The organism is Streptomyces sp. NBC_01006, assembly GCF_045162725.1.
Lineage (GTDB): Bacteria > Actinomycetota > Actinomycetes > Streptomycetales > Streptomycetaceae > Streptomyces.
Genome location: NZ_CP108700.1, coordinates 4,445,043 through 4,465,769, shown reverse-complemented (window position 1 = coordinate 4,465,769; position 20,727 = coordinate 4,445,043). Strand labels below are relative to the sequence as shown.

General features: G+C 74.0%; 17 protein-coding genes. 2 read left to right on the top strand and 15 right to left on the bottom strand.

The window, feature by feature from the left end; genetic code table 11:
* Window positions 1-32: 32 nt before the first annotated feature.
* The 13 genes from OG509_RS20430 to OG509_RS20370 all read right to left on the bottom strand — a co-directional run bounded on the left by OG509_RS20430 (window position 33) and on the right by OG509_RS20370 (window position 15,970).
* Window positions 33-1,472: a lyase family protein gene (locus OG509_RS20430; RefSeq protein WP_406183875.1), complete on the bottom strand. Its 1,440-nt coding sequence runs from the start codon at window positions 1,470-1,472 to the stop codon at window positions 33-35.
* Window positions 1,472-3,376, bottom strand: a complete 1,905-nt coding sequence (locus OG509_RS20425) for an FAD/NAD(P)-binding protein (protein WP_406183874.1) — start codon at window positions 3,374-3,376, stop codon at window positions 1,472-1,474. Before OG509_RS20425 ends, OG509_RS20430 begins: the two co-directional genes overlap by 1 nt.
* A 25-nt stretch (window positions 3,377-3,401) precedes the next feature.
* On the bottom strand, window positions 3,402-4,964 hold the full coding sequence (locus OG509_RS20420) for a glutamine synthetase family protein (RefSeq protein WP_406183873.1): 1,563 nt from the start codon (window positions 4,962-4,964) through the stop codon (window positions 3,402-3,404).
* On the bottom strand, window positions 4,961-6,499 hold the full coding sequence (locus OG509_RS20415; RefSeq protein ID WP_406183872.1) for an amidase: 1,539 nt from the start codon (window positions 6,497-6,499) through the stop codon (window positions 4,961-4,963). The genes OG509_RS20420 and OG509_RS20415 overlap by 4 nt, the downstream gene beginning before the upstream one ends.
* On the bottom strand, window positions 6,489-8,225 hold the full coding sequence (locus OG509_RS20410) for a hypothetical protein (protein WP_406183871.1): 1,737 nt from the start codon (window positions 8,223-8,225) through the stop codon (window positions 6,489-6,491). The genes OG509_RS20415 and OG509_RS20410 overlap by 11 nt, the downstream gene beginning before the upstream one ends.
* A 66-nt stretch (window positions 8,226-8,291) precedes the next feature.
* Complete coding sequence (locus OG509_RS20405) at window positions 8,292-8,696, bottom strand: GNAT family N-acetyltransferase (RefSeq protein ID WP_406183870.1); 405 nt, start codon at window positions 8,694-8,696, stop codon at window positions 8,292-8,294.
* Window positions 8,683-9,990, bottom strand: a complete 1,308-nt coding sequence (purB, locus tag OG509_RS20400; RefSeq protein WP_406183869.1) for an adenylosuccinate lyase — start codon at window positions 9,988-9,990, stop codon at window positions 8,683-8,685. The genes OG509_RS20405 and purB overlap by 14 nt, the downstream gene beginning before the upstream one ends.
* A gap of 74 nt (window positions 9,991-10,064) precedes the next feature.
* Window positions 10,065-12,062: a BTAD domain-containing putative transcriptional regulator gene (locus OG509_RS20395; protein WP_406183867.1), complete on the bottom strand. Its 1,998-nt coding sequence runs from the start codon at window positions 12,060-12,062 to the stop codon at window positions 10,065-10,067.
* 64 nt (window positions 12,063-12,126) lie between these two features.
* The gene (locus OG509_RS20390; RefSeq protein ID WP_406183865.1) at window positions 12,127-12,450 is read right to left on the bottom strand and encodes a PqqD family protein; all 324 of its coding nucleotides are present in this window, start codon (window positions 12,448-12,450) and stop codon (window positions 12,127-12,129) included.
* The gene (locus tag OG509_RS20385) at window positions 12,450-13,232 is read right to left on the bottom strand and encodes a hypothetical protein (protein ID WP_406183864.1); all 783 of its coding nucleotides are present in this window, start codon (window positions 13,230-13,232) and stop codon (window positions 12,450-12,452) included. The genes OG509_RS20390 and OG509_RS20385 overlap by 1 nt, the downstream gene beginning before the upstream one ends.
* Before the next feature lie 581 nt (window positions 13,233-13,813).
* On the bottom strand, window positions 13,814-14,362 hold the full coding sequence (locus OG509_RS20380) for a DUF5956 family protein (protein ID WP_406183863.1): 549 nt from the start codon (window positions 14,360-14,362) through the stop codon (window positions 13,814-13,816).
* Between the two features lie 32 nt (window positions 14,363-14,394).
* Window positions 14,395-15,690: a cytosine deaminase gene (gene codA, locus OG509_RS20375; protein WP_403733501.1), complete on the bottom strand. Its 1,296-nt coding sequence runs from the start codon at window positions 15,688-15,690 to the stop codon at window positions 14,395-14,397.
* A gap of 112 nt (window positions 15,691-15,802) precedes the next feature.
* On the bottom strand, window positions 15,803-15,970 hold the full coding sequence (locus OG509_RS20370) for a hypothetical protein (RefSeq protein WP_385573759.1): 168 nt from the start codon (window positions 15,968-15,970) through the stop codon (window positions 15,803-15,805).
* 108 nt (window positions 15,971-16,078) lie between these two features.
* On the opposite strand from OG509_RS20370, the gene OG509_RS20365 reads away from it, so the two are divergent.
* Window positions 16,079-17,872, top strand: a complete 1,794-nt coding sequence (locus OG509_RS20365) for a prolyl oligopeptidase family serine peptidase (RefSeq protein ID WP_406183861.1) — start codon at window positions 16,079-16,081, stop codon at window positions 17,870-17,872.
* 56 nt (window positions 17,873-17,928) lie between these two features.
* Complete coding sequence (locus OG509_RS20360; protein WP_406183860.1) at window positions 17,929-18,768, top strand: SURF1 family protein; 840 nt, start codon at window positions 17,929-17,931, stop codon at window positions 18,766-18,768.
* On the opposite strand, the gene OG509_RS20355 is transcribed toward OG509_RS20360, so the two are convergent.
* Window positions 18,740-19,837: a hypothetical protein gene (locus OG509_RS20355; protein WP_406183859.1), complete on the bottom strand. Its 1,098-nt coding sequence runs from the start codon at window positions 19,835-19,837 to the stop codon at window positions 18,740-18,742. The genes OG509_RS20360 and OG509_RS20355 overlap by 29 nt on opposite strands.
* Window positions 19,834-20,634, bottom strand: coding sequence for a SigE family RNA polymerase sigma factor (locus tag OG509_RS20350; protein WP_406183858.1), 801 nt, complete (start codon window positions 20,632-20,634; stop codon window positions 19,834-19,836). The genes OG509_RS20355 and OG509_RS20350 overlap by 4 nt, the downstream gene beginning before the upstream one ends.
* Window positions 20,635-20,727: the final 93 nt, after the last annotated feature.

The window sequence follows — 20,727 nt, the reverse complement described above, 5'->3', positions numbered from 1 at the left end:
AAGATCCGCCACGGGCCATCGCCGTACGGAAGTCATGCGGTGCTGCCGCGGTGGTACGCGAGAGCCCGCTCGATCAGCGCCTCGGCGGCGCCGGTGTAGTCGGCCGGGTCGAGCAGCCGCTCCAGCTGCGCGGCGGTGAACTCCTCGGCCAGTTCGGGTGCCTGCGCGAGAAACCTTTCGACGAGTGGGTCCGGGGTCTCCGCGCTGTCCGCGCTCTCCACGGCCACCCGGCCGACCAGGCGCTTCGCGCCCGCCTTGCCGAGTACGGGGGCCAGTGCGGCGGCCAGCCGCTCGGTGACCACGGCCCCGCCGGTGAGCCGCAGGTTGGCCGCCATCCGCGCGGGACGCACGTCCAGCCCCTCGGCCAGCTCCGCCGCGGTGCAGGCGGCTCCGCCCACCAGCCGCAGCGCCTCGCGCAGCGGCTGCCATTCGCCGTGCCAGGCCCCGGCGGGCCGCTCGTCCTCGGCGGCGGCCGCGCAGTGCGTCAGCGTGAGGACCAGCGAGGGCACCTGGAGGGCGGCGGAGCGGATCATCGCGGCGAGCACCGGATTGCGCTTCTGCGGCATGGCGGAGGAGACTCCGCGGCCGGCCCCGGCGGGTTCGGCCACCTCGGCGAGCTCGGTGCGGGCCAGGGTCTGCACATCGGTGGCGAACTTACCGAGCGCCGCCGCGGCATGCCCGAGGACGGCGCCCGTGTCGCAGATCGGGGTGCGCAGGGTGTGCCAGGGCAGGACGGGCTCCGCGAGTCCCGTCTCGGCGGCGAAGAGGGCGATCAACTCCCCGGCGTACGTGCCCGCGTACGTGCCCGTGCCCGCTCGGGCCGGCGTCAGCCGCGCGTACTCCAGATAGCCCGCGAGGGTGCCCGCGGCCCCGCCGAGCTGGACCGGCAGCCCTCCGTCGAGCAGGGCCCCGACCCGGCGCCGTACGTCGACCACCGCGACGAGCCAGCCCGCCGCCTTGAGGCCGAACGTGGTGGGGACGGCGTGCTGGCCGAGGGTGCGGGCCACCGCCGGCGTCGCGCGGTGCGCGTCGGCCAGCCGGGCCAGCGCCTCGGCCGTCCGGTCGAGCTCGGCGCGTACGAGGCGCAGCGCGCGGGCCGTGACCAGCATCGCGCCGGTGTCGAGGATGTCCTGGCTGGTGGAGCCGCGGTGCACGTACTCCGCCGCCGCGGGGTCCTCGGCCGCGACCAGCGCCGTCAGCTCCTCGACCAGGGCGACCACCGGGTTGCCTGCGCCGCGCGCCCGTACGGCCAGCGCGGGCAGGTCTAGCGCCCCGGCCCGGGCGCACGCCGTGATCGTCTCGGCGGCCTTCGCGGGCACGGTGCCCAGCCGGGACTGGGCCCGGGCCAGGGCGGCCTCGGCGTCGAGCACCGCCTGGGCCCAGGCGGTGTCGGTGAGGGCCGCCTCGGTGGCGGCAGCGGCCCGGACCGGCGAAAGGAGACCCGTGTCCAGAGGTGTCGTGGGACGGTCCATCAGGTGGTGCTCCTCGTCAGCGAGTCGAAGCGGCGGTCCGCCCCGCGGGCGAGGCCGAGGATGCTGCGGGCCATCGCGTCGGAGTCGCCGAGGATCACCGAGTCGACGCCCGGCCGGGCCCCGGCGGCGGTCACCCAGTGCACGCCCTCGGTGGGCACGCCGTACGCGAAGCGCCGCTCGTGCGCCGCGCCGGCCGCGTCGATGACGTGGTACGGACGCTCGGTGACGGCGATCCCTCCGGTCCGGTACGGGCCGCGCTCGTCGTCGATCACGTACGGGACGCACTGGCCGGTGGCGTACAGGTACCCCAGCAGCGGGTCCTCGGTGCGCATCACATCGGGCTCGGGCAGCCGCGCGTCGATGAACGCCCGCGCCTGCACCGCGTCCCCGCCGGCCCGGCGCGAGCGGGCGGTGAAACGGCCCGCGGCCTCGTCCGCGCCGAACTCCGCCCCCGGACCGAGGACGGTCAGCACACCGGCCTCGATCAGTGCGATCGTCTCCCGGATCCGGCGCGGCGGCGGGCCGATCGACAGGTAGGCGTTCAACGGCCCGTAGCGGGCGGTCAGTTCGTCGCGGTAGTCGGCTCCGGATATCCCGCCGTGGTCGACCAGCAGCCGCACCTCGTTGCGCAGGTCGCGCAGCACGTCGAGAGCCGCCTTGTACGGGCCGTCGACGTTCCCGGCGTGCGCCTCGGCCACGTCCCGCCGCAGGTGCTCCAGCAGCCAGCCGGTGAACGCGGCGCGGTCGGCGAAGACGCGGTCCGCGCAGGGGCGGGCAACGCGGTCCCAGTCCCAGCGCCACCCGGCCGGCACGCCCAGCGCGTCGAGCAGCCGGTCGCGGTCGTACGGGGTCCAGGGACCGCTGGCGCTGCGTTCGAGCAGGTGCGCCGCGGCCTCGGGGCGGCCGCCCGCCCGCAGCAGGGCGGCGTAGTAGACGGTCTCGACCTCCTGGGAGACCAGCGGCCAGATGTCGCGCCGGAAGCGGGGCCGCCGCGGCCCCCGGCGCAGCCGGGCCACCGCCGCCGGGGTGAGGACGAGCGGGAGGTGGCGGCCGTGCGCGCCCTTCTGGTTCTCCCCGCGCGCCTGGTACGGAACCCCCCGGCGCGATCCGGCGTACAGCACGGGCTCGCGCCCGGAGCGGTGGTAGACCAGCCCGGCGTCCTTGGCCTCGTAGACCCCGCCGCGGCCCTCCGTCAGCAGGGCCATGTGGTCGAAGAAGTTGAGCCCGAGGCCGCGCAGCAGGACCGGCTCCCCGGGTGCGATCGCGTCGAGCCGGGCCTCGGCCGGGTTGCCCGGGGGCAGGTAGCAGAGCCCGCGACGGGCCGCGAACCGCGCGAAGGCCGCCTCGGCGGGGGCCGGGGAGACCGGCAGGTGCCCCTGGGCCAGGACCACCGCGTCGAGCCCGGACAGCACCGTGCCGTCGTCCAGGGTCACCCGGTCCCGCCCCCGTGCGGAGGTGTCCGCGTCGAGCCGGACGGCCCGCGCGGGGTGGGTACGGATGTCCGCGGGGCTCCGCCGGACCACGCTGCGCAGCACCCACTCCAGGTAGCGCCCGTACAGGGCCCGGGTGGGATAGCCGTCGGGACCCGGGACCTCGTCCCCGGCCGGGGAGGCGCTGCCGTGCAGGGCGGGGTCGGCGGCCCACTCGGCCAGGCCGGGACCGGGCCGCACCGGGCCGTCCATCGTCACGCTGTCATCGGTGAACAGGGTCACCTGGGAGGCGACCGTGTTCATGAGCAGGTGCCGCGACTGGTCGGAGCGCCACACCTGCCCGCTGCCCGGCCGCGGGTCGACGAGGTGGACCCGCAGCCGCACCCCGGCCGGCAGCAGCTCGTCCACGTTGGCCGCCAGCCGCTCCAGGACGGACAGCCCCCGCGGGCCCGACCCGATGACGCAGACCGTCAACCAGTGCTCCCCCTCCGGGCGTTCGTCAGTACGTGCCGAAGTACTCACGGTGCTCCCATGCGGTGATCTCGCCCGGGCCGGCGGGCCCCGCGACGGCCAGCCACTCCCCGAACCGGGCCACCTCGCTGCGCTTGAGCTGCGCCAGGCAGTCCTGGAGCGGCTTGCCCAGCAGGTCCCGGGCCAGGGCGCTGCCCTCCATCGCCGCCACCGCCTCCGCCAGATCGCGCGGCAGCGCCGCCGCCGTGGGGGCGTGCGGGTCCTCGGCGAGGGCGCCCGGCCGCAGCCCGCGCTCGATGCCGTCCAGCCCGGCGGCGAGCTGCGCGGCGAGGTAGAGGTACGGGTTGGCGCAGGGCTCGCCGATCCGGTTCTCCACGTGCGTGGACTCCTCGCCGGGGCCGCCGAGCACCCGGACCAGGGCGCCCCGGTTCTCGGCGCTCCACACGACCCGGTCCGGGGAGAGCGAGAACTGCTCGTCGAGCCGCCGGTACCCGTTCACGGTAGGGATGCAGAACAGGGCGGTGTCCGCGGCGTGTTCGAGCAGCCCGGCGACGTAGCCGAGGCCCTCGTCCGACAGCAGCGCGGCGCCGCCCTCCCGCGGCGGCGGAACGAAGGCGTTGCGGTCGGCCGCCGTGTCGAACAGCGACTGGTGCAGGTGCCAGCCGCTCGGGTCGAAGCGCTCCAGCCGGGGCAGGGCCATGAAGGAGGCGTGGTGGCCGAGGCGGGCGCAGATCTGCTTGGCGACCGTACGGAACAGCAGCATGGCGTCGGCGGCGTCCAGGCCGTTCATCGGGCTGAACGTGAACTCCAGCTGGCCCGGACCGGATTCGTGCTCGACGGTGCGCAGCGGCAGCCCGAGTCCGCGCAGGGCCCGCGCGAGCGGGGTGACGAGGTGCATCAGGCCGTCGGTGAAGGTGTCCAGGTTGAACTGGTAGCCGCTGTTGACCGGTTCCACGGCGGGCGGTTCGCCCTGGACTCCGAATCCGCCGACCGCCGCGGCGGCCCCCGGGCCGTGTTCCGCGCCGGCCAGCCGGGTCACGTACCACTCCACCTCCAGGCCGACCACGTAACTCAGTCCGCGCCCGGCGGCGCGGGCGCACTGTCGGCGCAGCACGGCACGGCTGGAGAGCGGGTGGGGGGTGCCGTCGCGCAGGTGTTCGTCGGCGATGACCCAGCCGGTGGCCGCCTCGGTGTACGGCAGCACCTTGAAGGTGAGCGGATCGGGGACGATCAGGAAATCGCCGGCTCCGGTCAGCTCGGGTATGCCGATGCCGCCGCCGGGCGCGAAGAAGTCGACGCCCACGGCGTGCCCGGTGTCGAAGACGAAGGGGCCCGGGCTCATGTCGATGCCGTTGCGCAGGGCCGTGCGGAAGGCCTCGACCGTCAGGGTCTTGGAGCGCATCAGCCCGTGCGGATCGCCGAAGCCGACCCGGACGAACTCCAGGCCCGCCAGGGTCTCTTCCAAGGCCTCCGCGGCGGCTCGCTGGTCCTCGCTCCACAGGCCGTGGCGCTCGACGAAGCCGACGCTGCCGGTGGCGAAGCGGGCGTAGCGCCGCTCGTCGGCCTCGCGGGCGGTGGTGGCCTTGGTCATGTCGATTCCTTTGCTGGTTCCGGCGATCGCGCCGAGAGCGCCGCGTAGTGGTGGTGCCAGGGCCGTGCCTGCTCCAGCTGGTACGCGGCGGCCAGCACCCGCAGGTCTTCGCCCCGCCCGCCGACCAGTTGCAGGCCGACGGGCAGCCCCTCGGGCGACAGCCCCGCCGGGACGGACACGGCGGGCTGGCCGGTCAGGTTGAAGGTGTAGGCCTCCGGGGCCCAGGCCAGCCAGGACAGGGCGCCCTTGCGGACCGGGTCGGGCGGCTCGTGCCGGTCGGCGGCGAACGGCGCGATGGCCACGGTCGGCATGGCCAGCAGGTCGTACCGCTCCATCAGGGCCTGGCTGCGGGCCCGCAGCACGGCGCGCGCCTCGTACGCCCGGGCCAGCCGGGCGGCGCCGAGCGTGCGCCCGTACCGGATGACGCGGAGCCGGCCGGGGTCGAGGCGGTCAGCGACCTCGTCGAGGTCCAGGGGGTGGGCGGCCGCCTCCCAGCCCGCGAGGATCGTCTCCAGGGCCGGGTACGGGTCCTCGAAGGGCGGCGCGATCTCCTCGACCGCGTGTCCCCGGGCCGCCAGCGCCTCCACGGCCCGCCGGGCGACTGCCGCGATGCCGGGCGGCGGTGCGGGATCGCCGAGCGAGGTGATCCAGCCGATGCGCAGGCGGGGCAGGCGCCCGGCCGCCTCCTCCGGGTCCCCGGCCGGCCCGCCGGGTGCCCCGAAGGACAGCGGGTCGGCGGTGTCGTAGCCGGACATCACCTGGGTGAGCAGGGCCGCGTCGGCCACCGTCCGGGTCAGCGGCCCCAGATGGGACAGCTCGTCCGGGCTCTGGGGCACGTACGGGATCCGGCCCAGCGAGGGTTTGAACCCGACGACCCCGCAGAAGGCGGCGGGGATGCGGATCGATCCGGCGCCGTCGGTGCCGGTGGCACCGACCCCGATGCCCACGGCCACCGAGGCGGCCGCGCCGGCGCTGGAGCCGCCGGGGGTGCGGGCCGGGTCCCACGGATTGCGGGTCGGGCCCTGGAGCCGGTTGACGCCGGCCGCGCTCCAGCCGCCCTCGGAGGTGTTGGTCTTGCCGATGACGATCGCGCCCGCCGCCCGCAGCCGGGCCACGGCCGGGGCGTCCCGGCCGGGCACGGCGTCGGCGTGCAGGAGGGAGCCGCGGGTGGTCCGGATCCCCTCCGTCGGGGTCAGGTCCTTGACGGAGACGGGCATGCCGAGCAGCGGCCGGTCCCGCCAGACGGCGTTCCCGTACCGGTGGAGCAGCCGGTCCGCGGCCTCGGCCTCGGCGGTGGCGCGCTCGCGGGCGAGCGTGAGGAAGGCTCCGATCCGGGGCTCCCACCGGTCCAGCAGCGCGAAGGTGGCGGCGAGGTGCTCCGAGGGCAGCAGGCTGCCGTCCCCGTAGGCCGCGCGGAGCGTGCGGATCCCGGCAAACGGCGGTACGGGCAGGTCGAGTGCGGCAGGCAGGTCGAGTGCGGCGGGCAGGTCAGGTGCGGCAGGCAGGTCGGGTGCGGCGGGCAGGTCAGGCGCCATGGAAATCCCGGTACCAGCCGTTGTCGAAATCGCGGACCTCCAGGCCCCGGTCGGCGGCCGCCTGGTGCAGCAGCGCCTGGATCCGGCCGGCCACCATGGCCGCCCGCAGGTCGCCCTGCCCGAACTCGGCGCCGGAGGTGCGCAGCAGCCGCAGGTCGTAGAGGCCGGGGCGGTACGCGCCTTCCAGCACGATGCCGAGCGGGACGCGCAGGGCATGCCGGACGCCGAAGGTGACGTGCCCGGTGTGGTGCTGGTCGGACCAGTTGGTGATGTCGGCCGTCATCGGCGCGAAGAACCAGTCGTCGCGGCCCGGGGACTCCTCGGTCCACGACATGCTGTGCGGCAGGTAGTGCCAGGTGTTGTAGCGCATCCGCGCGCTGTACGCGGAGAGGGTCCGGGCGAGTGCGGCCCGGTCCTCGGAAAACCTCCGGGCGAACGCGGCGCCGGGCGCGACGCAGCAGTAGAAATCGCGGGTGGCCAGGGCGATCCGGTCCTCGGCGGGGTGGCCGCTGTGCAGGACGGCGACGGACTTGGGCCCCCGGCCCATCACGACGTCGCAGTCCAGTGCCCCGGCCAGCGTCTCGAAGAAGCGGTGGAGGAACCCCTCGTACGCGCTGGTGAACCCGGCCGGCGCGGCGCGCCGTACGACGCGCTCCACGACCTCCGCGGCGTACGCAGATGCCGTCGCGGGCGCGGCCGCCACGGGGAAGGGCCGGCCCGCGGCTCCGGAGAGCAGCTCCGCCACCGGCGCCGGGAGCTCGTCCCAGCCGAGCGGTTCGGCCATGATCCGTTCGCGCTTGTGCAGGGAGGCTCCGTTGATCTCGCGGTAGAACACGGCGCCCGCGCGTAACCGCTCCGCCCGCGCGGCGGCGCAGGCGGCGGCCAGGGCGTCGAGCGCGGCGCCCGTCGGCCGGCCGGCGAGGTCCGGGACCGGGGCCCCGTACGTCTCGATGCGTTCCCGGAGGAAGCCCGCGAGCAGGTCCGGGGTGAGCTGTACCCCGTTGAACTCCTCGGCCCGGACCGGGGATCCGGAGCTGATGAGCGCGTTCATGCAGACGACGAAGGTGGCGTCCTCGGGGGCCCACCGCGCGGCCGGAGCCGCCCTGAGCGCGGTGAGCACGGAGCCCTCGGCCCCGGCGGCCAGCGAACGGCCGGGCAGATTGCTGAACTTGCCGAGGTTGCTGTAGAAGCGGTCGCCCACGTACAGCAGCACGGGGGCCATGTGGAGCAGGGCGTGGCCCACGGCGTCGATGCGCTGCCGGACGGAGTCGGCGTCCTGCTGCGCGAGCCAGCGGTGCACCTCCTCGAACTGGATCCGCTGGACGTCCTGGGCCAGCGTCCACAGCCGGCCCAGGGATTCCGGCCGGTTCTGCCACTTGAGGGTGCCGAGCGGCTCGGCCTCCTCGGGGCCGGCGGTCCGGGTGCCGGCCGGGACGACGCGCAGCCGCCCCGTCCCGGTCAGGACCAGCAGGTCCCCGCCTCCGTCGTCCGCCGTGGTGTCGGGGCCGCCGGTCGGGGCGAATCCCGCGACCTGGGACTCGGCGATCTCCGTGTACACGCGCTCGCCGAGCCCCATGGCCGCTCGGCCGATCTGCTCGGGGACCATCCCGTCGAGGGTGGCCGCTATCCGTATCGCGTCGGCGGCCAGGCCGCAGGCGCGGGCCCGTTCGGCGGCCGCTTTGACCTGGGCATCGAATCCGGGCGTCTTCAGCTGCATTGTCGTCACCTACGGAACGTCATTCGACGGCGGTTCGGGACCGGGGCGGGACGGCCCGCCCCGCGGGACCCGGGTTCAGCCGAGCGCATCGAGGGTCCATGCGGACTCGTGGCGGCTGAACCCGAGGTGCGGGTAGTACGCGACGGCGGCCGGGGCCGAGAGGAGCACGAGCTTGGCCTGCGGCGCGGCTTCCCGGGTGGCGCGGATCAGGTCCCGGCCCACGCCGCGGCGCTGGAACTCGGCGTCCACGGCGATGTCGCTCAGGTACGTGACGTACGAGCCGTCGGTGATCGAGCGCGCGATGCCGATGAGCCGCCCGTCGAGGCGGGCCGTGATCACGAGGTTGGCTCCGGCCAGCATCCGGGTGAACCGCTCGACGTCCTCGACGGGACGGCGCTCGCCGAGGGTGGACGCGCGGTACAGGGCGGTGACTTCGGTGACGTCGAGGCTGGCACCGACGACGTGCTCACACTTCCACATGCTGCTGCAGCTCCTTGCTCAGTTCGTTCAGTCGGGATTTGAGGTGGTCGCGGTTTCCGAGGAAGCGCCGCGGGTCCATGTGATCGGCGGTGACGTCCACACCGCGGGAGCCGAGGCCCTCGGCCAGGCTCGTGCCGCGCTCCCAGGCCTCGGTGGCGGCGGCCTGGACCAGCCGGTAGGCCTCCTCGCGGTCCCGGCCCCCGTCGACGAGGTCCAGGAACACCTCGGAGCTGTAGACCAGGCCCCGGGTGGCGTCGATGTTGCGCGCCATGCGCTCGGGGAACACCCGCAGCCCGCGCAGGAGTCCGGCGGCCGAGACGAGCTGGTAGTGGGCCACGGTCAGGCTGTCGGGCAGGATGACCCGCTCCACGGAGGAGTGCGCGAGGTCCCGCTCGTGCCACAGGGCCACGTTCTCGTAGGCCGCGCCGGCGTTGGAGCGCAGGATCCGGGCGAGACCGCACAGCCGCTCGCTGGTCGTCGGGTTCCGTTTGTGCGGCATCGCGCTCGACCCCTGGTAGGCGCTGGTGCGCGGCTCGTCGACCTCCCCGACCTCGGTGCGCTGGAGCATCCGCATCTCCAGGGCGAACTGCTCGACGACGGCCCCCGTCACGGCGAGCGCGGAGAGCAGCTCGGCGTGCCGGTCCCGCGCCACGACCTGGGTGGGCATCGGCTCGACGCCGAGCCCGAGTTGCCCGCAGACCCGCTCCTCCACGTACGGGGAGATGTGCGCGTACGTGCCGACGGGCCCGGAGACGGTGCCGACGGCCACGGCGGCGCGGGCGGCGGTCAGCCGGGCGATGCAGCGGTGGAGGGCGAAGGCGTGCACGGCGAGCTTCTGCCCGAAGGTGGTGGGCTCGGCGTGGATGCCGTGGGTGCGGGCGATGCACACCGTGTCCCAGTGCTCCAGGGCGCGCTCCACGAGCAGTTCGGCGAACGTACGGGCGGCATTCAGCACGTGGTCGCACGAGCGCGCCAGGATGTGTCCGAGGGCGGTGTCGACGAGGTCGTAGCTCGTCATCCCGTGGTGCACCCAGCGCGCGGAGGCGGTCGGCATCGTCTCCGTGTAGGCCGCGAGGAACGCGAGGATCTCGTGGTCGCGGGTGAGCTCCAGCTCGCGGACCCGGGCGACGGCGGGGACGGGGGCGCGGCGGATGTCGTCCAGGCTGCCCTGGTCCACGACGCCGAGTTCGGCCTGGGCGGTCGTCGCCAGTACCTCGACGCGCGTCCAGGTGGCGTATTTGTGCTCCTCGGTCCAGAGTTCGGCCAGCTCCGGGGTGGAATAGCGTTCGATCAAGGTCGGTTCTCCTCGGATCTCCCCGTCGGACGGCACGGCGGGGGACGGGGCGTGGGGGGGGAGCTCGCAATGGCTCAGGCGGTGAAGCCGAGCTCCGGTGGCAACAGGCTCGCGGCGGCGACGACTTCGGCGCGGGCCGCCGGACCGCTCGCGGACGGGGTGGCCCGCAGCGCGACCAGCGCTCCGGCCGGTCTCGCGTACCAGGCGGCCAGCGCGTTCTGCACCGCGCCGTGCCGGCTCCGCATCGGGTCCACGTCGAACGTGAGCTCCCGCGCGTACAGCCGGACCAGCGGGTGGTACGAGAAACGCACCCCGCTGCCCTTGACGAAATCGGCCTCCAGCAGGTGCTGCGCGGTCAGCCGCTCCAGGGTCTCCTCCGTGCGGTCGTCCGGCAGCCCCAGCGCGGCGGCGGCCACCCGTACCGGGAACGAGGCCATCTCCAGCAGGCTGAGCAGCCGGAACGCCCTGCGCTCCGGTGCCTCCAGCGCGGCGTAGCCGACCGCCAGGCTGTCGCGGACGCCTAGGTCGCCGACCTCCAGTTCGTCGAGCCTCCTGCGCTCCGACTCCAGCCGCCGGGCGAGCGTCTCCAGCCGCCAGTGCGGGCGCTCCAGCAGGCGCGCCCCGACGATCCGGATCGCCAGCGGCAGCCGGCCGCAGTACCGCACCAGGTCCTGCGCGGCCTCCTCCTCGGCCGCCACCCGCTCGCGGCCGAGGATCCGGGCCAGGATCTCGCGGGACTCCTCCGCGGTCAGCAGCCCGAGGCGCACGTGCCGGGTGCCGCCCAGGGTGGACAGCATCTCCAGGCTGGTCACCACGGCCGCGCAGGTCGGCGAGGCCGGCAGCAGCGGCCGTACCTGCGCCTCGTCGCGCGCCCCGTCCAGCACGATCAGCACGCGCCGGTGGGAGAGCAGCCCCCGGTACAGGGCCACCCGTTCGCCGAACTCGTCGGGCACGGCGCCGGGGGCGGCCCCGAGCGCGCGGAGCAGCTCGCCGAGCACGTCCGCCGGCTCGCGGAAGGCGTCGCCGCGCTGGAGCTCGACGTACAGCTGGCCGTCGGGGAAGGCGGGGCTGACGGCGTGGGCGACGCGGACCGCCATGGTGGTCTTGCCGACTCCGGCGGCCCCGTACAGGTTGAGCGTCTGCGGGACCGTGCGCTCCGCGCCCTCCCGGGAGACGTCGCGCAGCCGCCGGATCAGGTCCGACTCGATGCCGGGCCGGGCGAACTCGGCGAGGCGCGGCGGGAGGGTGTACGGACATCCCCGGCGCCCGGCGGCTTCGGCGGCTCCCGGACGGGGGCCGGCGGGGGCGGGCCGGGGCGGCGCCGGCTCCGCCGTGGACCGGATGGGACCGGCGAGTATCCGCCCGTGGGCTGCGCACAGCTCCTCGCCGGGCTCCACGCCGAGCTCGTCCGCCAGCAGGCGCCGGGCCTCCTGGTAGGCGGCGAGGGCCTCGCCCTGGCGGCCGGCCCGGTACAGGGCCGTCATGAGTCGGCCCCACGCGCTTTCCCTGAACGGGTGTTCCGATACGAGCGCCCTGAGCCGGGGCAGTACGTCGGCGTAACGACCCACCGCCATTTCCGCGTCGGCCCAGCTTTCCGTGGCATTCAGCCAGCGTTCAAGCAGGGCCGCCCCGTCGCCGTGTTGGAGGTATTCGGAGGGGATGTCGACGAGCGGGGTGCCGTTGGTCTGCTCCATCGCCGACCGGAACAGCCGGGCGCGCTCGGCGGGTTCGGTGGTGAGTTCCGCCTTCTGCAGGAAGGTATTGAACCGGTCGAGGTCGAGCCGCTCGGCACCGATTGCGATCGCGTATCCGGAGGCCCGGCTGACGACCGCATCGGCGCCCAGCAGTTTGCGCAGGCGGGCGATGTAGCCCTGGAGGGTCTTGCGCGCGGTCAGCGGGGGTTCCCCGCCCCACAGCTGCTGGATGAGCTCCTCCGCGGTGAGCGTGCGGGGGGCGTGCAGCAGCAGGGCCGCCAGGACGACGCGGTGTTTGGCCCGCGGAATTTCCAATAATTCTCCGTTCCGCCGTACGGTCAGCGGACCGAATACATCGAACTGGAGATCGTCCAGCATGTGATGGCCCCCGTAATGTCTCACCCACGGGAAAAGAAGCAGGGGTGGTGACCCCTGAGGGAATTCAGGCCCGGGAATCACCCTGGGCAATGTTCACGACATCGTGCCGCGCGAGTTCCGTGAAGAGCTCGACGATGTCCTGCACCACGGATTCCTGATCGATGTCATATTCCTGGGCGATCAGCGCTGCGATATCGCTCACGGTGCGCTTCCCGTCGATCTGCCGCCAGATGTGGGCGGCGGACGCGGTCAGCTCGAAGAAGTGCTCGTACCCGCCGACCACCGTCGTACCGCGGTGGTTGCGGATCTTCACGTTCAGCGGGAGCGAGGCCACGGAACCGGGGCCCACCCGCAGCTCTTTGCCGAGCGGAGCTTCGTCGAACGGCATCAGACCGACACCTCCATGGAGATCCGCTGGCAGACGGCGATGGTCTCCTCGACCCACTTGCGCGGGTGGTCCGGGTCGAAGGAGCGCATCGTCTCGATGGCCCAGTACGCGTCGAACGGCAGCAGGCCGGGATCGAGGATCTCCATCCGCCGCGCCCGCCACTTCGGCCACAGGGAGCCGAACTGGCCCAGGCTGGCCTGGAGCGCGTCCACCGAGTGGTTGAAGGCGTTCTTCGTCGCGATGACCGCGCTGTACAGATCGCCCCGGGCGATCTGGCCGGCCACGTCCTCCGTGTAGCTGTCGGCCTGCTTGAGCGAGTTCACGATCAGCACCGAGCGGTGGGCCGAGGCGGCGAGCCGCTCGCGGGTGCCCTCCAGCCACGCCCCGTCGTCGGCGGCCGCGGCGTACGGGAGCCGCTCCAGCATGGCGATCTCGTGGTAGCTCAGGGTGCGCCAGGTGCCCTGGCCGTCGGCGAACTGCTCCTGGGAGACCTTCGAGAGGACCTGCTCGATCTGGGGCGCGGTCCAGTACTCGACGTCCCACCGGCGGCCGTCGACGAACGCGCCCTCGTACTGGAGCGTGTTGGGTTCGAGCGCGACGTGGTTGGTCTCGTCGATCGTGCTGGTCCAGAGGTCCCGGGTGACGACGTGGACGTCGAGGTCGCTGGTGGGGTTGCCCCAGCCTCTGATCAGGGAACCGCTCGCGAACACCGTCTCGTACGCGTCCGGGAGCAGATTGCGGCTCTTGAGCTCGGCGATAACCCCGGAGGTGTCATACGTCATGAGGCACGGCCCTTCCCCGTCTCGGCCCGCCGCGACCGAGATCATCGGATGACGGCGTGCTCTGGTTCTCCTTGGATCGCCGCCACGGCGTCGGAACGGGCGGCACGCCCCGGAAAGGTGATCTCCGACCCCGGGGCCAATTCCGGCTCACCCGAAGAATCGGCTGGCCATGCAGAAGTACTGAACTTCGGCACGCACCAGCATATTGACAAACCTTCAGTTGAGTCCAGAACAATCTGGTGGCGCGAATTGGACTTTACATTCAGGGGTTTACTGTCTGTAAAGGGCGCATCAGGAAACGTGTACGGCCCAGTTGGGCCGCGGGAATCAACCGCGCCCGGAGGACCCGGCCGGGCCCGCGCGATGGTGGTCCCGCGCGCGGGAGCACCCGGAGGGCATGATCGATGCGGGCACAAACCACCGATTCTCGCCATACCCGACCTCGCCGCGGACTGTCGGCGGGGAAGAAATATTTGCCTTCCCGGGGTCGCGGCTGCAATCTCGCCCACCGCGAGGCCGAGGTGGAGCCGGTTCTTCACCGGCGCAAGGGCGCGAACCGGCGTACCGCCCTTATATGTTGCTTACGTATCGGTCTCGGACTCGGCGGCCAGCGAGGCGAGTTCGGCGCGGACCAGTGCGAGGAAATCGGCCGAGGGCGCCGCCTCCACCCCGCGCTCCTGCGCGACCGCCCGGAGGTGGTCGAGGACCGCGCCGAGCGTGGGCAGGGAGCCGGGCGGACGCAGCAGCCACAGGCGCCCCGGCGGCCGGCGCGGGAGCCCGAGGGCCGCGAGGCCCTCCTCGGCCTCCCGGTCGAGGTCGTGCAGATCGGGGTCCGCGAGCGGGGCGGCCTCCACGTCGGTGATGTGCCCGTGGCCGTCCAGCCGGGTCTCCACCGCCCAGTGGGTGGACCGGTCCGGGATCCAGGTCCGGGCCGCCGGGGGCCACACGTACGGGAGGAACACCCACAGCGTTTCCTCGGGCGCGGGCTCCCAGCCGAGCACCTCCAGCTCCCGCACCTCGGGCAGCCGGTCCGGCTCCTGCTCGCTGCGGCCGGTCCGGCGCAGCGCGAGCGGGTGCGGTGTTCCGTCCTCGTCCCACGAGGCCCACGAGTCCGACGCGTCCCACGACATGCGCGCAGGCTACCGCCGGAGCGGGCGCCGGCCTACGACCGGCGGAAGTCCACCTCGGCCGGTGGCTCCCCCGGCCAGTTCAGCCGGGTCGGCGCCGGCGGGGTCTCGGCGAGTACGGTCCCCCGCGCGACCACGTACCGCGGCCGGACCTGGCGGCGGACCGCCTCGGCGGGGGTCTCGGCCGGCAGCAGCACGAAGGAGGCGGGGGCGCCCTCCGCGATGCCGTACTCCGCGTCCGTCAGCCCCAGCACCCGCGCCGCGCGCTCCGTCACCATCTCGAAGGCCACCGGGATCTCGTCGGCCCCCGTGAGCTGGGCGGCGTACAGCCCGACGAGGGCGGTCTGCAGGGGGTTCGCGGTGCCGAGCGCGTTCCACGGGTCCATCACGTCGTCGTGGCCGAAGGCCACGTTGACCCCCGCCGCCAGCATCTCCTTGACCTGCGTGAGGCCGCGCCGCTTGGGGTAGCCGTCGAAGCGGCCCTGGAGATTGAGGTTGGCGAAGGGGTTGGAGACCAGGTTGATCCCGGAGCGGGACAGCAGCCGCTGGAGTTTGAAGCTGTACGCACCGCCGTAGGAGCCCATCGCCGTCGTGTGCGAGGCCGTCGCCCGCTCCCGCAGCCCCGTGCGCAGCGCGAGCGCGGCCAGCACCTCCACGAACCGGGACTGCTCGTCGTCGATCTCGTCGCAGTGGGCGTCCACGCGCAGGCCGTGCTCCTCGGCCACCGCGAAGGCGATGCCCAGCGACGCGACCCCGTCCTCACGGGTGTCCTCGAAGTGCGGGATCGCCCCGACGACGTCGGCGCCGCGGGCGACCGCCTCGCGCAGCAGCGCCTCGCCGTCCGGGAAGGAGACGATGCCCTCCTGCGGGAACGCGACGATCTGCAGGGTCATGAAGTCGCGGACCCGGTCGCGGACCTCCAGCAGCGCGTCCAGCGCGGTGAGCCCGGGGTCGGTGACATCGCAGTGCGTCCGCACGTGCAGCACGCCCTGGGCCGCCTGCCAGCGCAGCACCTGCGTGGCCCGCGCGACGACGTCCTCGCGGGTCAGGGTCCGCTTGCGCTCGCTCCAGCAGGCGATCCCCTCCCACAGCGTCCCGGAGGCGTTCGGGCGCGGCTCCCCGGCGGTCAGGGCCGTGTCCAGGTGGATGTGCGGCTCGACGAAGGGGGCGCTGAGCAGCCCGCCGTGCGCCTCGATCAGCACGCCGGTGGCCGGCGGCTCCTTCTGGTCGTCGTACGGGACCACCCGCGCGATCCGCCCGTCCTCGGCGACCTCGACGTCGTACAGGTCCTCGGTGTGTGGCAGCCGGGCGCCCCGGACGATCATCCGCATGCGGCCACCCTACGACCGTGGCCCGCGGTTTCCGGGGAAACCGCGGGCCACGACCGGTGCATCGGATCAGCGCATCTTCGCGGAGACGGACCGCGCGTCCGGAGCGAGAGGGTCAGCCGCGCCCGCCCTTGCGGCGCTGCTGCTCGCGCATCCGGTCCTCCTTCATGGCCATCGTCTGCGCCTCGCGCACGTCCTCGACCAGCATCGCCGGCTTGCTCGGCATCCCGGAGTCGGACGACCGACGGTCCTCGTGAGTCTGTTCCTTGCGCTGCTTCGCCATGATCACTCCTCACTGGAACTGGAAAACGGCTGGGTGGGACCCCGCCCACGCTGCCCCCTCCCGTCCGCCACGACCATTCGGCAGCGCCAATCGGGTTACATGGGGGGTATGACTGACAACACGGCCGTGCCCGACTGGGAGAAGCGCTTCCGGGCCCCGCGCGTCGGGCTGCCCGACTGGGCCGAGGACGCCCCGGACCGCTCGCTCTTCGTCTCGAACGCCACCGGGACGTACGAGCTCTACGCCTGGGACCGGGCCACCGGCAGCCGGCGGCAGGCCACCGACCGGCCCAACGGGACCACCGACGGGACCCTCTCGCCCGACGGCGAGTGGATCTGGTGGTTCTCCGACACCGACGGCGACGAGTTCGGCACCTGGGTGCGCCAGCCCTTCGGGGGCGGCCCCGACGAGCCGGCCACCCCCGGGCTGGAGCCCTCGTACCCCGCCGGGCTGGCCATCGGCCGGGACGGGACCTCGGTCGTCGGCCGCTCCACCGACGAGGACGGCTCGACCATCCACGTGGTGCGGCCGGACGCCACGGAGCCCGTGGTGATCTACCGGCACCGGGAGTCGGCCGGCGTCGGCGACCTCTCCCACGACGGGACCCTGATCGCGATCGAGCACACCGAGCACGGGGACGCCATGCACTCGGCGCTGCGCGTGGTCACCCTCGACGGGGCCACCGTCGCCGAGCTCGACGACTCCCGGGGCGGCACGGTGGAGCTGGGCCTGGAGGTGCTCGGCTTCGCGCCGGTCGCCGGGGACACCCGGCTGCTGATCGGCCACCAGCGGCGCGGCCGCTGGGAGCCGATGGTGTGGGACGTCGCCACCGGGGCCGAACAGGACCTCGCGATCGAGCTGCCGGGCGACGTCAGCGCCGAGTGGTACCCGGACGGCTCCGCGCTGCTGATCGCGCACAGCTTCGAGGCGCGCAGCGAGCTCTGGCGCTACGAACTGGCCGCGCGGGAGCTCGTCAGGGTGCCCACCCCGCCCGGCACGGTCTCCGGGGCGACGGCCCGGCCCGACGGCACCGTGGAGTACCAGTGGTCCTCGGCGGCCGAGCCCTCGGCCGTACGGTCCACCGCGGGCGGGGTCGTCCTGGACCCTCCGGGGTTCCGGGCGCCCGGCTCGGTGCCGGTGGAGGACGTGTGGGTGGAGGGCCCCGGCGGGCGGATCCACGCGCTGGCGCAGCGGCCCGCGGGCCACGGTACCGGCCCCTTCCCGACGATCTTCGAGGTGCACGGCGGGCCGACCTGGCACGACAGCGACGCCTTCGCGGCGACCCCGGCGGCCTGGCTGGACCACGGGTTCGCGGTGGTCCGGGTCAACTACCGGGGCTCGACCGGGTACGGCCGCGAGTGGACCGACGCCCTCAAGCACCGCGTCGGCCTGATCGAGCTGGAGGACATCGCGGCGGTCCGGGAGTGGGCGGTGGCCTCCGGCCTGGCCGACCCGGCGCGCCTCGTGCTCTCCGGCGGCTCCTGGGGCGGCTACCTGGCCCTGCTGGGGCTCGGCACGCAGCCCGAGGCCTGGGCCGTGGGGCTGGCCGCCGTACCCGTCGCCGACTACGTCACGGCGTACCACGACGAGATGGAGGCGCTGAAGTCCCTGGACCGGACCCTCTTCGGCGGCACGCCGGAGGAGGTCCCGGACCGCTTCGAGGCGTCCTCCCCGCTCACGTACGTCGACGCGGTGAAGGCCCCCGTCCACATCGCGGCGGGCGTCAACGACCCGCGCTGCCCGATCCGGCAGATCGAGAACTACGTCGAGCGGCTGGCGGCGCGCGGGGCGGCGCACGAGGTGTACCGGTACGACGCCGGGCACGGCTCGCTCGTCGTGGAGGAGCGGATCAAGCAGGTCCGGATGGAGCTGGAGTTCGTACAGAAGCACCTGCCGCAGTAGGTCCCTGCGGCGGCCCCGGCCCCGGTGATCCGGTGCACCCCCCGTACGGTGGTGGGGTGCACCGGTTTCTCCTGACCCCGCGCTGGTGGGGGATCAACGTCTTCGTCGCGCTCGCCGTTCCCGTCTGCCTGTTCATGGGGACCTGGCAGCTCGGCCGGTTCGAGGACCGCGTCGACAGCCACAAGGAGGCGGCCGCCGGGCGGCCCGCCGCCGAAGCCGCCGCGCCGCTGGAGTCGCTGCTCCCGGTGGACAAGAAGACCTCCGGACGCCTCGCCTCCGCCTCCGGCGAGTACGCCGAGCAGCTGCTCGTCCCCGAGCGGCGGCAGGGCGGCAGGAGCGGCTTCTACGTCCTGACCCTGCTCAGGACCGACTCCGGCAAGGCCGTCCCGGTGGTCCGGGGCTGGCTGCCGGGCGCGGCCGACCCGGCGAAGGCCCCGGCCGCGCCGACCGGGCGGGTCGAGGTGACGGGCGCGCTCCAGGCCTCGGAGAGCTCCACCAGCAAGGGCGTGTACGCCGACGGCGGGCTGCCGGCCGGACAGCTCGGGGTGATCGGGGCGGCCTCGCTGGTCAACCTCGTGCCGTACGAGCTGTACGACGCCTGGCTGACGGTGCAGACCCCGGCCGACGGGCTGACCCCGGTGCCCGCGCAGGCACCGAGCAACACCGGGCTGGACCTGAAGGCCTTCCAGAACCTCGGCTACACCGGCGAGTGGTTCGTCTTCGCCGCGTTCGTGCTGTTCATGTGGTTCCGGCTCTACCGCCGCGAAGTGGAGACCCTGCGCGATGCCGAGGCGGGGCTGCTGCCGCAGACCGCCGAGGCCACGGCTTCGGCCACGTCCACGGAAACGGCCACGGAAACGGCCACGGCTACGGCTTCGGCGCGTCCAGCGGAATGACGCCCGTCCGGTAGACCGTCCCCCCGCAGGCCGCGGGGATCGTCGTCTGCGTCGTCGGCGCGCCCGGCAGCACCGTGTGCGGCGTGTGCGTCACCTCCACCCCGGTCGGCTCCGGGGTCTTGGCCCCGGTCTCCGGCTCCGGGCCATCGGCACGGGCCGTCGTGCCCTGCCCGCTGTCCGGGGCGCCCACCGGGGGCTTGGGCCCCGGGTCGGGCGTGGCCGCCGGGCAGGACTGCGCCGAGGGCACCCACGCGAAGCGGACCTCGTACGCCGTGTACGGCTGGAGCAGCAGCAGCGGCGTCTCCGCCGACGGGTCGGGCAGTCCGGCCGCCGGATCCCCCGCCGTGTGGCCGACCACGGTGACCCCCGAGGCCTGGCCGGGCGTGGTGGCCGACACCGAGGCCGCCGTCACGGTGTCCGGGCCGATGACCGTGCAGCCCCGCGCCGAGACGTTGGTGACCTTGAAACTGCCGTACACCTTGCCGTCGGTCTCCGGGGCCTTGGCGCTGCCCTGCACCCCGAGCTGCTCCGCGCTGCACCCGGGCACTCCGGGCGCCGCCGCCACCGGGGGCTGCGGGCCGGTGCCGGCCCCGGCTCCGGCCGTCGCTCCCGCGGTGTCCGGGCCGGCCGTACCGCCGCCGGTCGGGGCTCCGCCCTCTTGCGGGTCGGGCCGCGCCCCGGCGCCGTTGGTCTCCGCGCCCTTGCCGGCGGCCTTGCCGGGCTGGGGCTGCGCGCCCGCACCGTCCTGGTGCGGATCGGAGGCGCCGCCACCGGCCGTGGTCCCGGGCTGCTCACCGTGCCCGGCCATGGCGGAGTGGTCGGCGGCGGAACCCTCGCTGCCGGTGATGTGCAGGTGCAGGGCCGCCGGGATGGCCGTACCGGCCAGCAGCGCGGCCGCAGCCGCCCCGACGAGAGCCTGCCGCTTGCGGGTCCTGCGTACGGGGACGGCGTGCCGCAGCCGCTCCAGTGCGCCCTCGGAGGGCTCCAGCCCCTCGACGGCTCCGTGCAGCAGGCTCCGCAGCGCCTGTTCCTCGCCCGCCCCGCCCGGCGAGGTGTGGTCGTCCATCATGACTGCGCAGCCTCCATCGCCACCCGCAGCGCGGCAATGCCCCGCGATCCGTACGCCTTGACCGAGCCGAGCGAGACGCCGAGCGTCTCGGCGACCTGGACCTCCGTCATGTCCGCGAAGTACCGCAGCACCAGCACCTCGCGCTGACGCCGCTGGAGTCCGCGCATCGCCTTGATGAGATCGTCCCGTTCCAGCTGGTCGTACGCGCCCTCTTCGGCACTGGCCATGTCCGGCATCGGCTTCGAGAGCAGCTTGAGGCCGAGGATGCGGCGGCGCAGCGCGGAGCGCGAGAGGTTGACGACGGTCTGGCGCAGATACGCCAGTGTCTTGTCCCGATCGCGAACCCGGTTGCGCGCCGAGTGGACCCGGATGAACGCCTCCTGGACGACGTCCTCGCAGGAGGCGGTGTCGTCGAGGAGCAGCGCGGCCAGGCCGAGCAGCGAGCGGTAGTGGGCCTGGTAGGTCTCGGTGAGGTGGTCGACCGTGGTGCCCGCGACGACCACAGGCTCGGCCTTCGCGGACGCGGCGCCGGCAGCGGACGCGGATCCGGACGCGGCAACGGCGGACTGGGCGGCCGCCTCCTCCCCGCTCCCCGCGGCCTCCGCGCTATCGCGGGGCGCGGGCACGCGGCCGCCCCGGGTCGGTACGGCGGAGGGCACGGCGATCGGCGCTGCGGCCGGCGGAACGGGAAGGATCACCGGGAACCCGCCGGGCGCGGGCATGCGGGAAGGCCGGAGCGGCGCACCGAGTGCGCTGCGCGCCGGTACGACGGCGAAGTCGAGAAGTGCCTCTGCCACGCCAGTTGGACACGCGTCCCCCCACCAGGGTTGTACGCGTGAGGCCGCCTCACCAGCAAAATCCCCATAGCCCTCATGCGTACCCGCTCTTCC

Bases quoted from the DNA above. Each gene is read 5' to 3' on its own strand.
- OG509_RS20430 (WP_406183875.1), bottom strand. From the start codon at position 1,472: ATGGACCGTCCCACGACACCTCTGGACACGGGTCTCCTTTCGCCGGTC.
- OG509_RS20420 (WP_406183873.1), bottom strand. From the start codon at position 4,964: ATGACCAAGGCCACCACCGCCCGCGAGGCCGACGAGCGGCGCTACGCC.
- OG509_RS20415 (WP_406183872.1), bottom strand. From the start codon at position 6,499: ATGGCGCCTGACCTGCCCGCCGCACCCGACCTGCCTGCCGCACCTGAC.
- OG509_RS20405 (WP_406183870.1), bottom strand. From the start codon at position 8,696: ATGTGGAAGTGTGAGCACGTCGTCGGTGCCAGCCTCGACGTCACCGAA.
- OG509_RS20395 (WP_406183867.1), bottom strand. From the start codon at position 12,062: ATGCTGGACGATCTCCAGTTCGATGTATTCGGTCCGCTGACCGTACGG.
- OG509_RS20390 (WP_406183865.1), bottom strand. From the start codon at position 12,450: ATGCCGTTCGACGAAGCTCCGCTCGGCAAAGAGCTGCGGGTGGGCCCC.
- OG509_RS20385 (WP_406183864.1), bottom strand. From the start codon at position 13,232: ATGACGTATGACACCTCCGGGGTTATCGCCGAGCTCAAGAGCCGCAAT.
- OG509_RS20380 (WP_406183863.1), bottom strand. From the start codon at position 14,362: ATGTCGTGGGACGCGTCGGACTCGTGGGCCTCGTGGGACGAGGACGGA.
- codA (WP_403733501.1), bottom strand. From the start codon at position 15,690: ATGCGGATGATCGTCCGGGGCGCCCGGCTGCCACACACCGAGGACCTG.
- OG509_RS20370 (WP_385573759.1), bottom strand. From the start codon at position 15,970: ATGGCGAAGCAGCGCAAGGAACAGACTCACGAGGACCGTCGGTCGTCC.
- OG509_RS20365 (WP_406183861.1), top strand. From the start codon at position 16,079: ATGACTGACAACACGGCCGTGCCCGACTGGGAGAAGCGCTTCCGGGCC.
- OG509_RS20355 (WP_406183859.1), bottom strand. From the start codon at position 19,837: ATGATGGACGACCACACCTCGCCGGGCGGGGCGGGCGAGGAACAGGCG.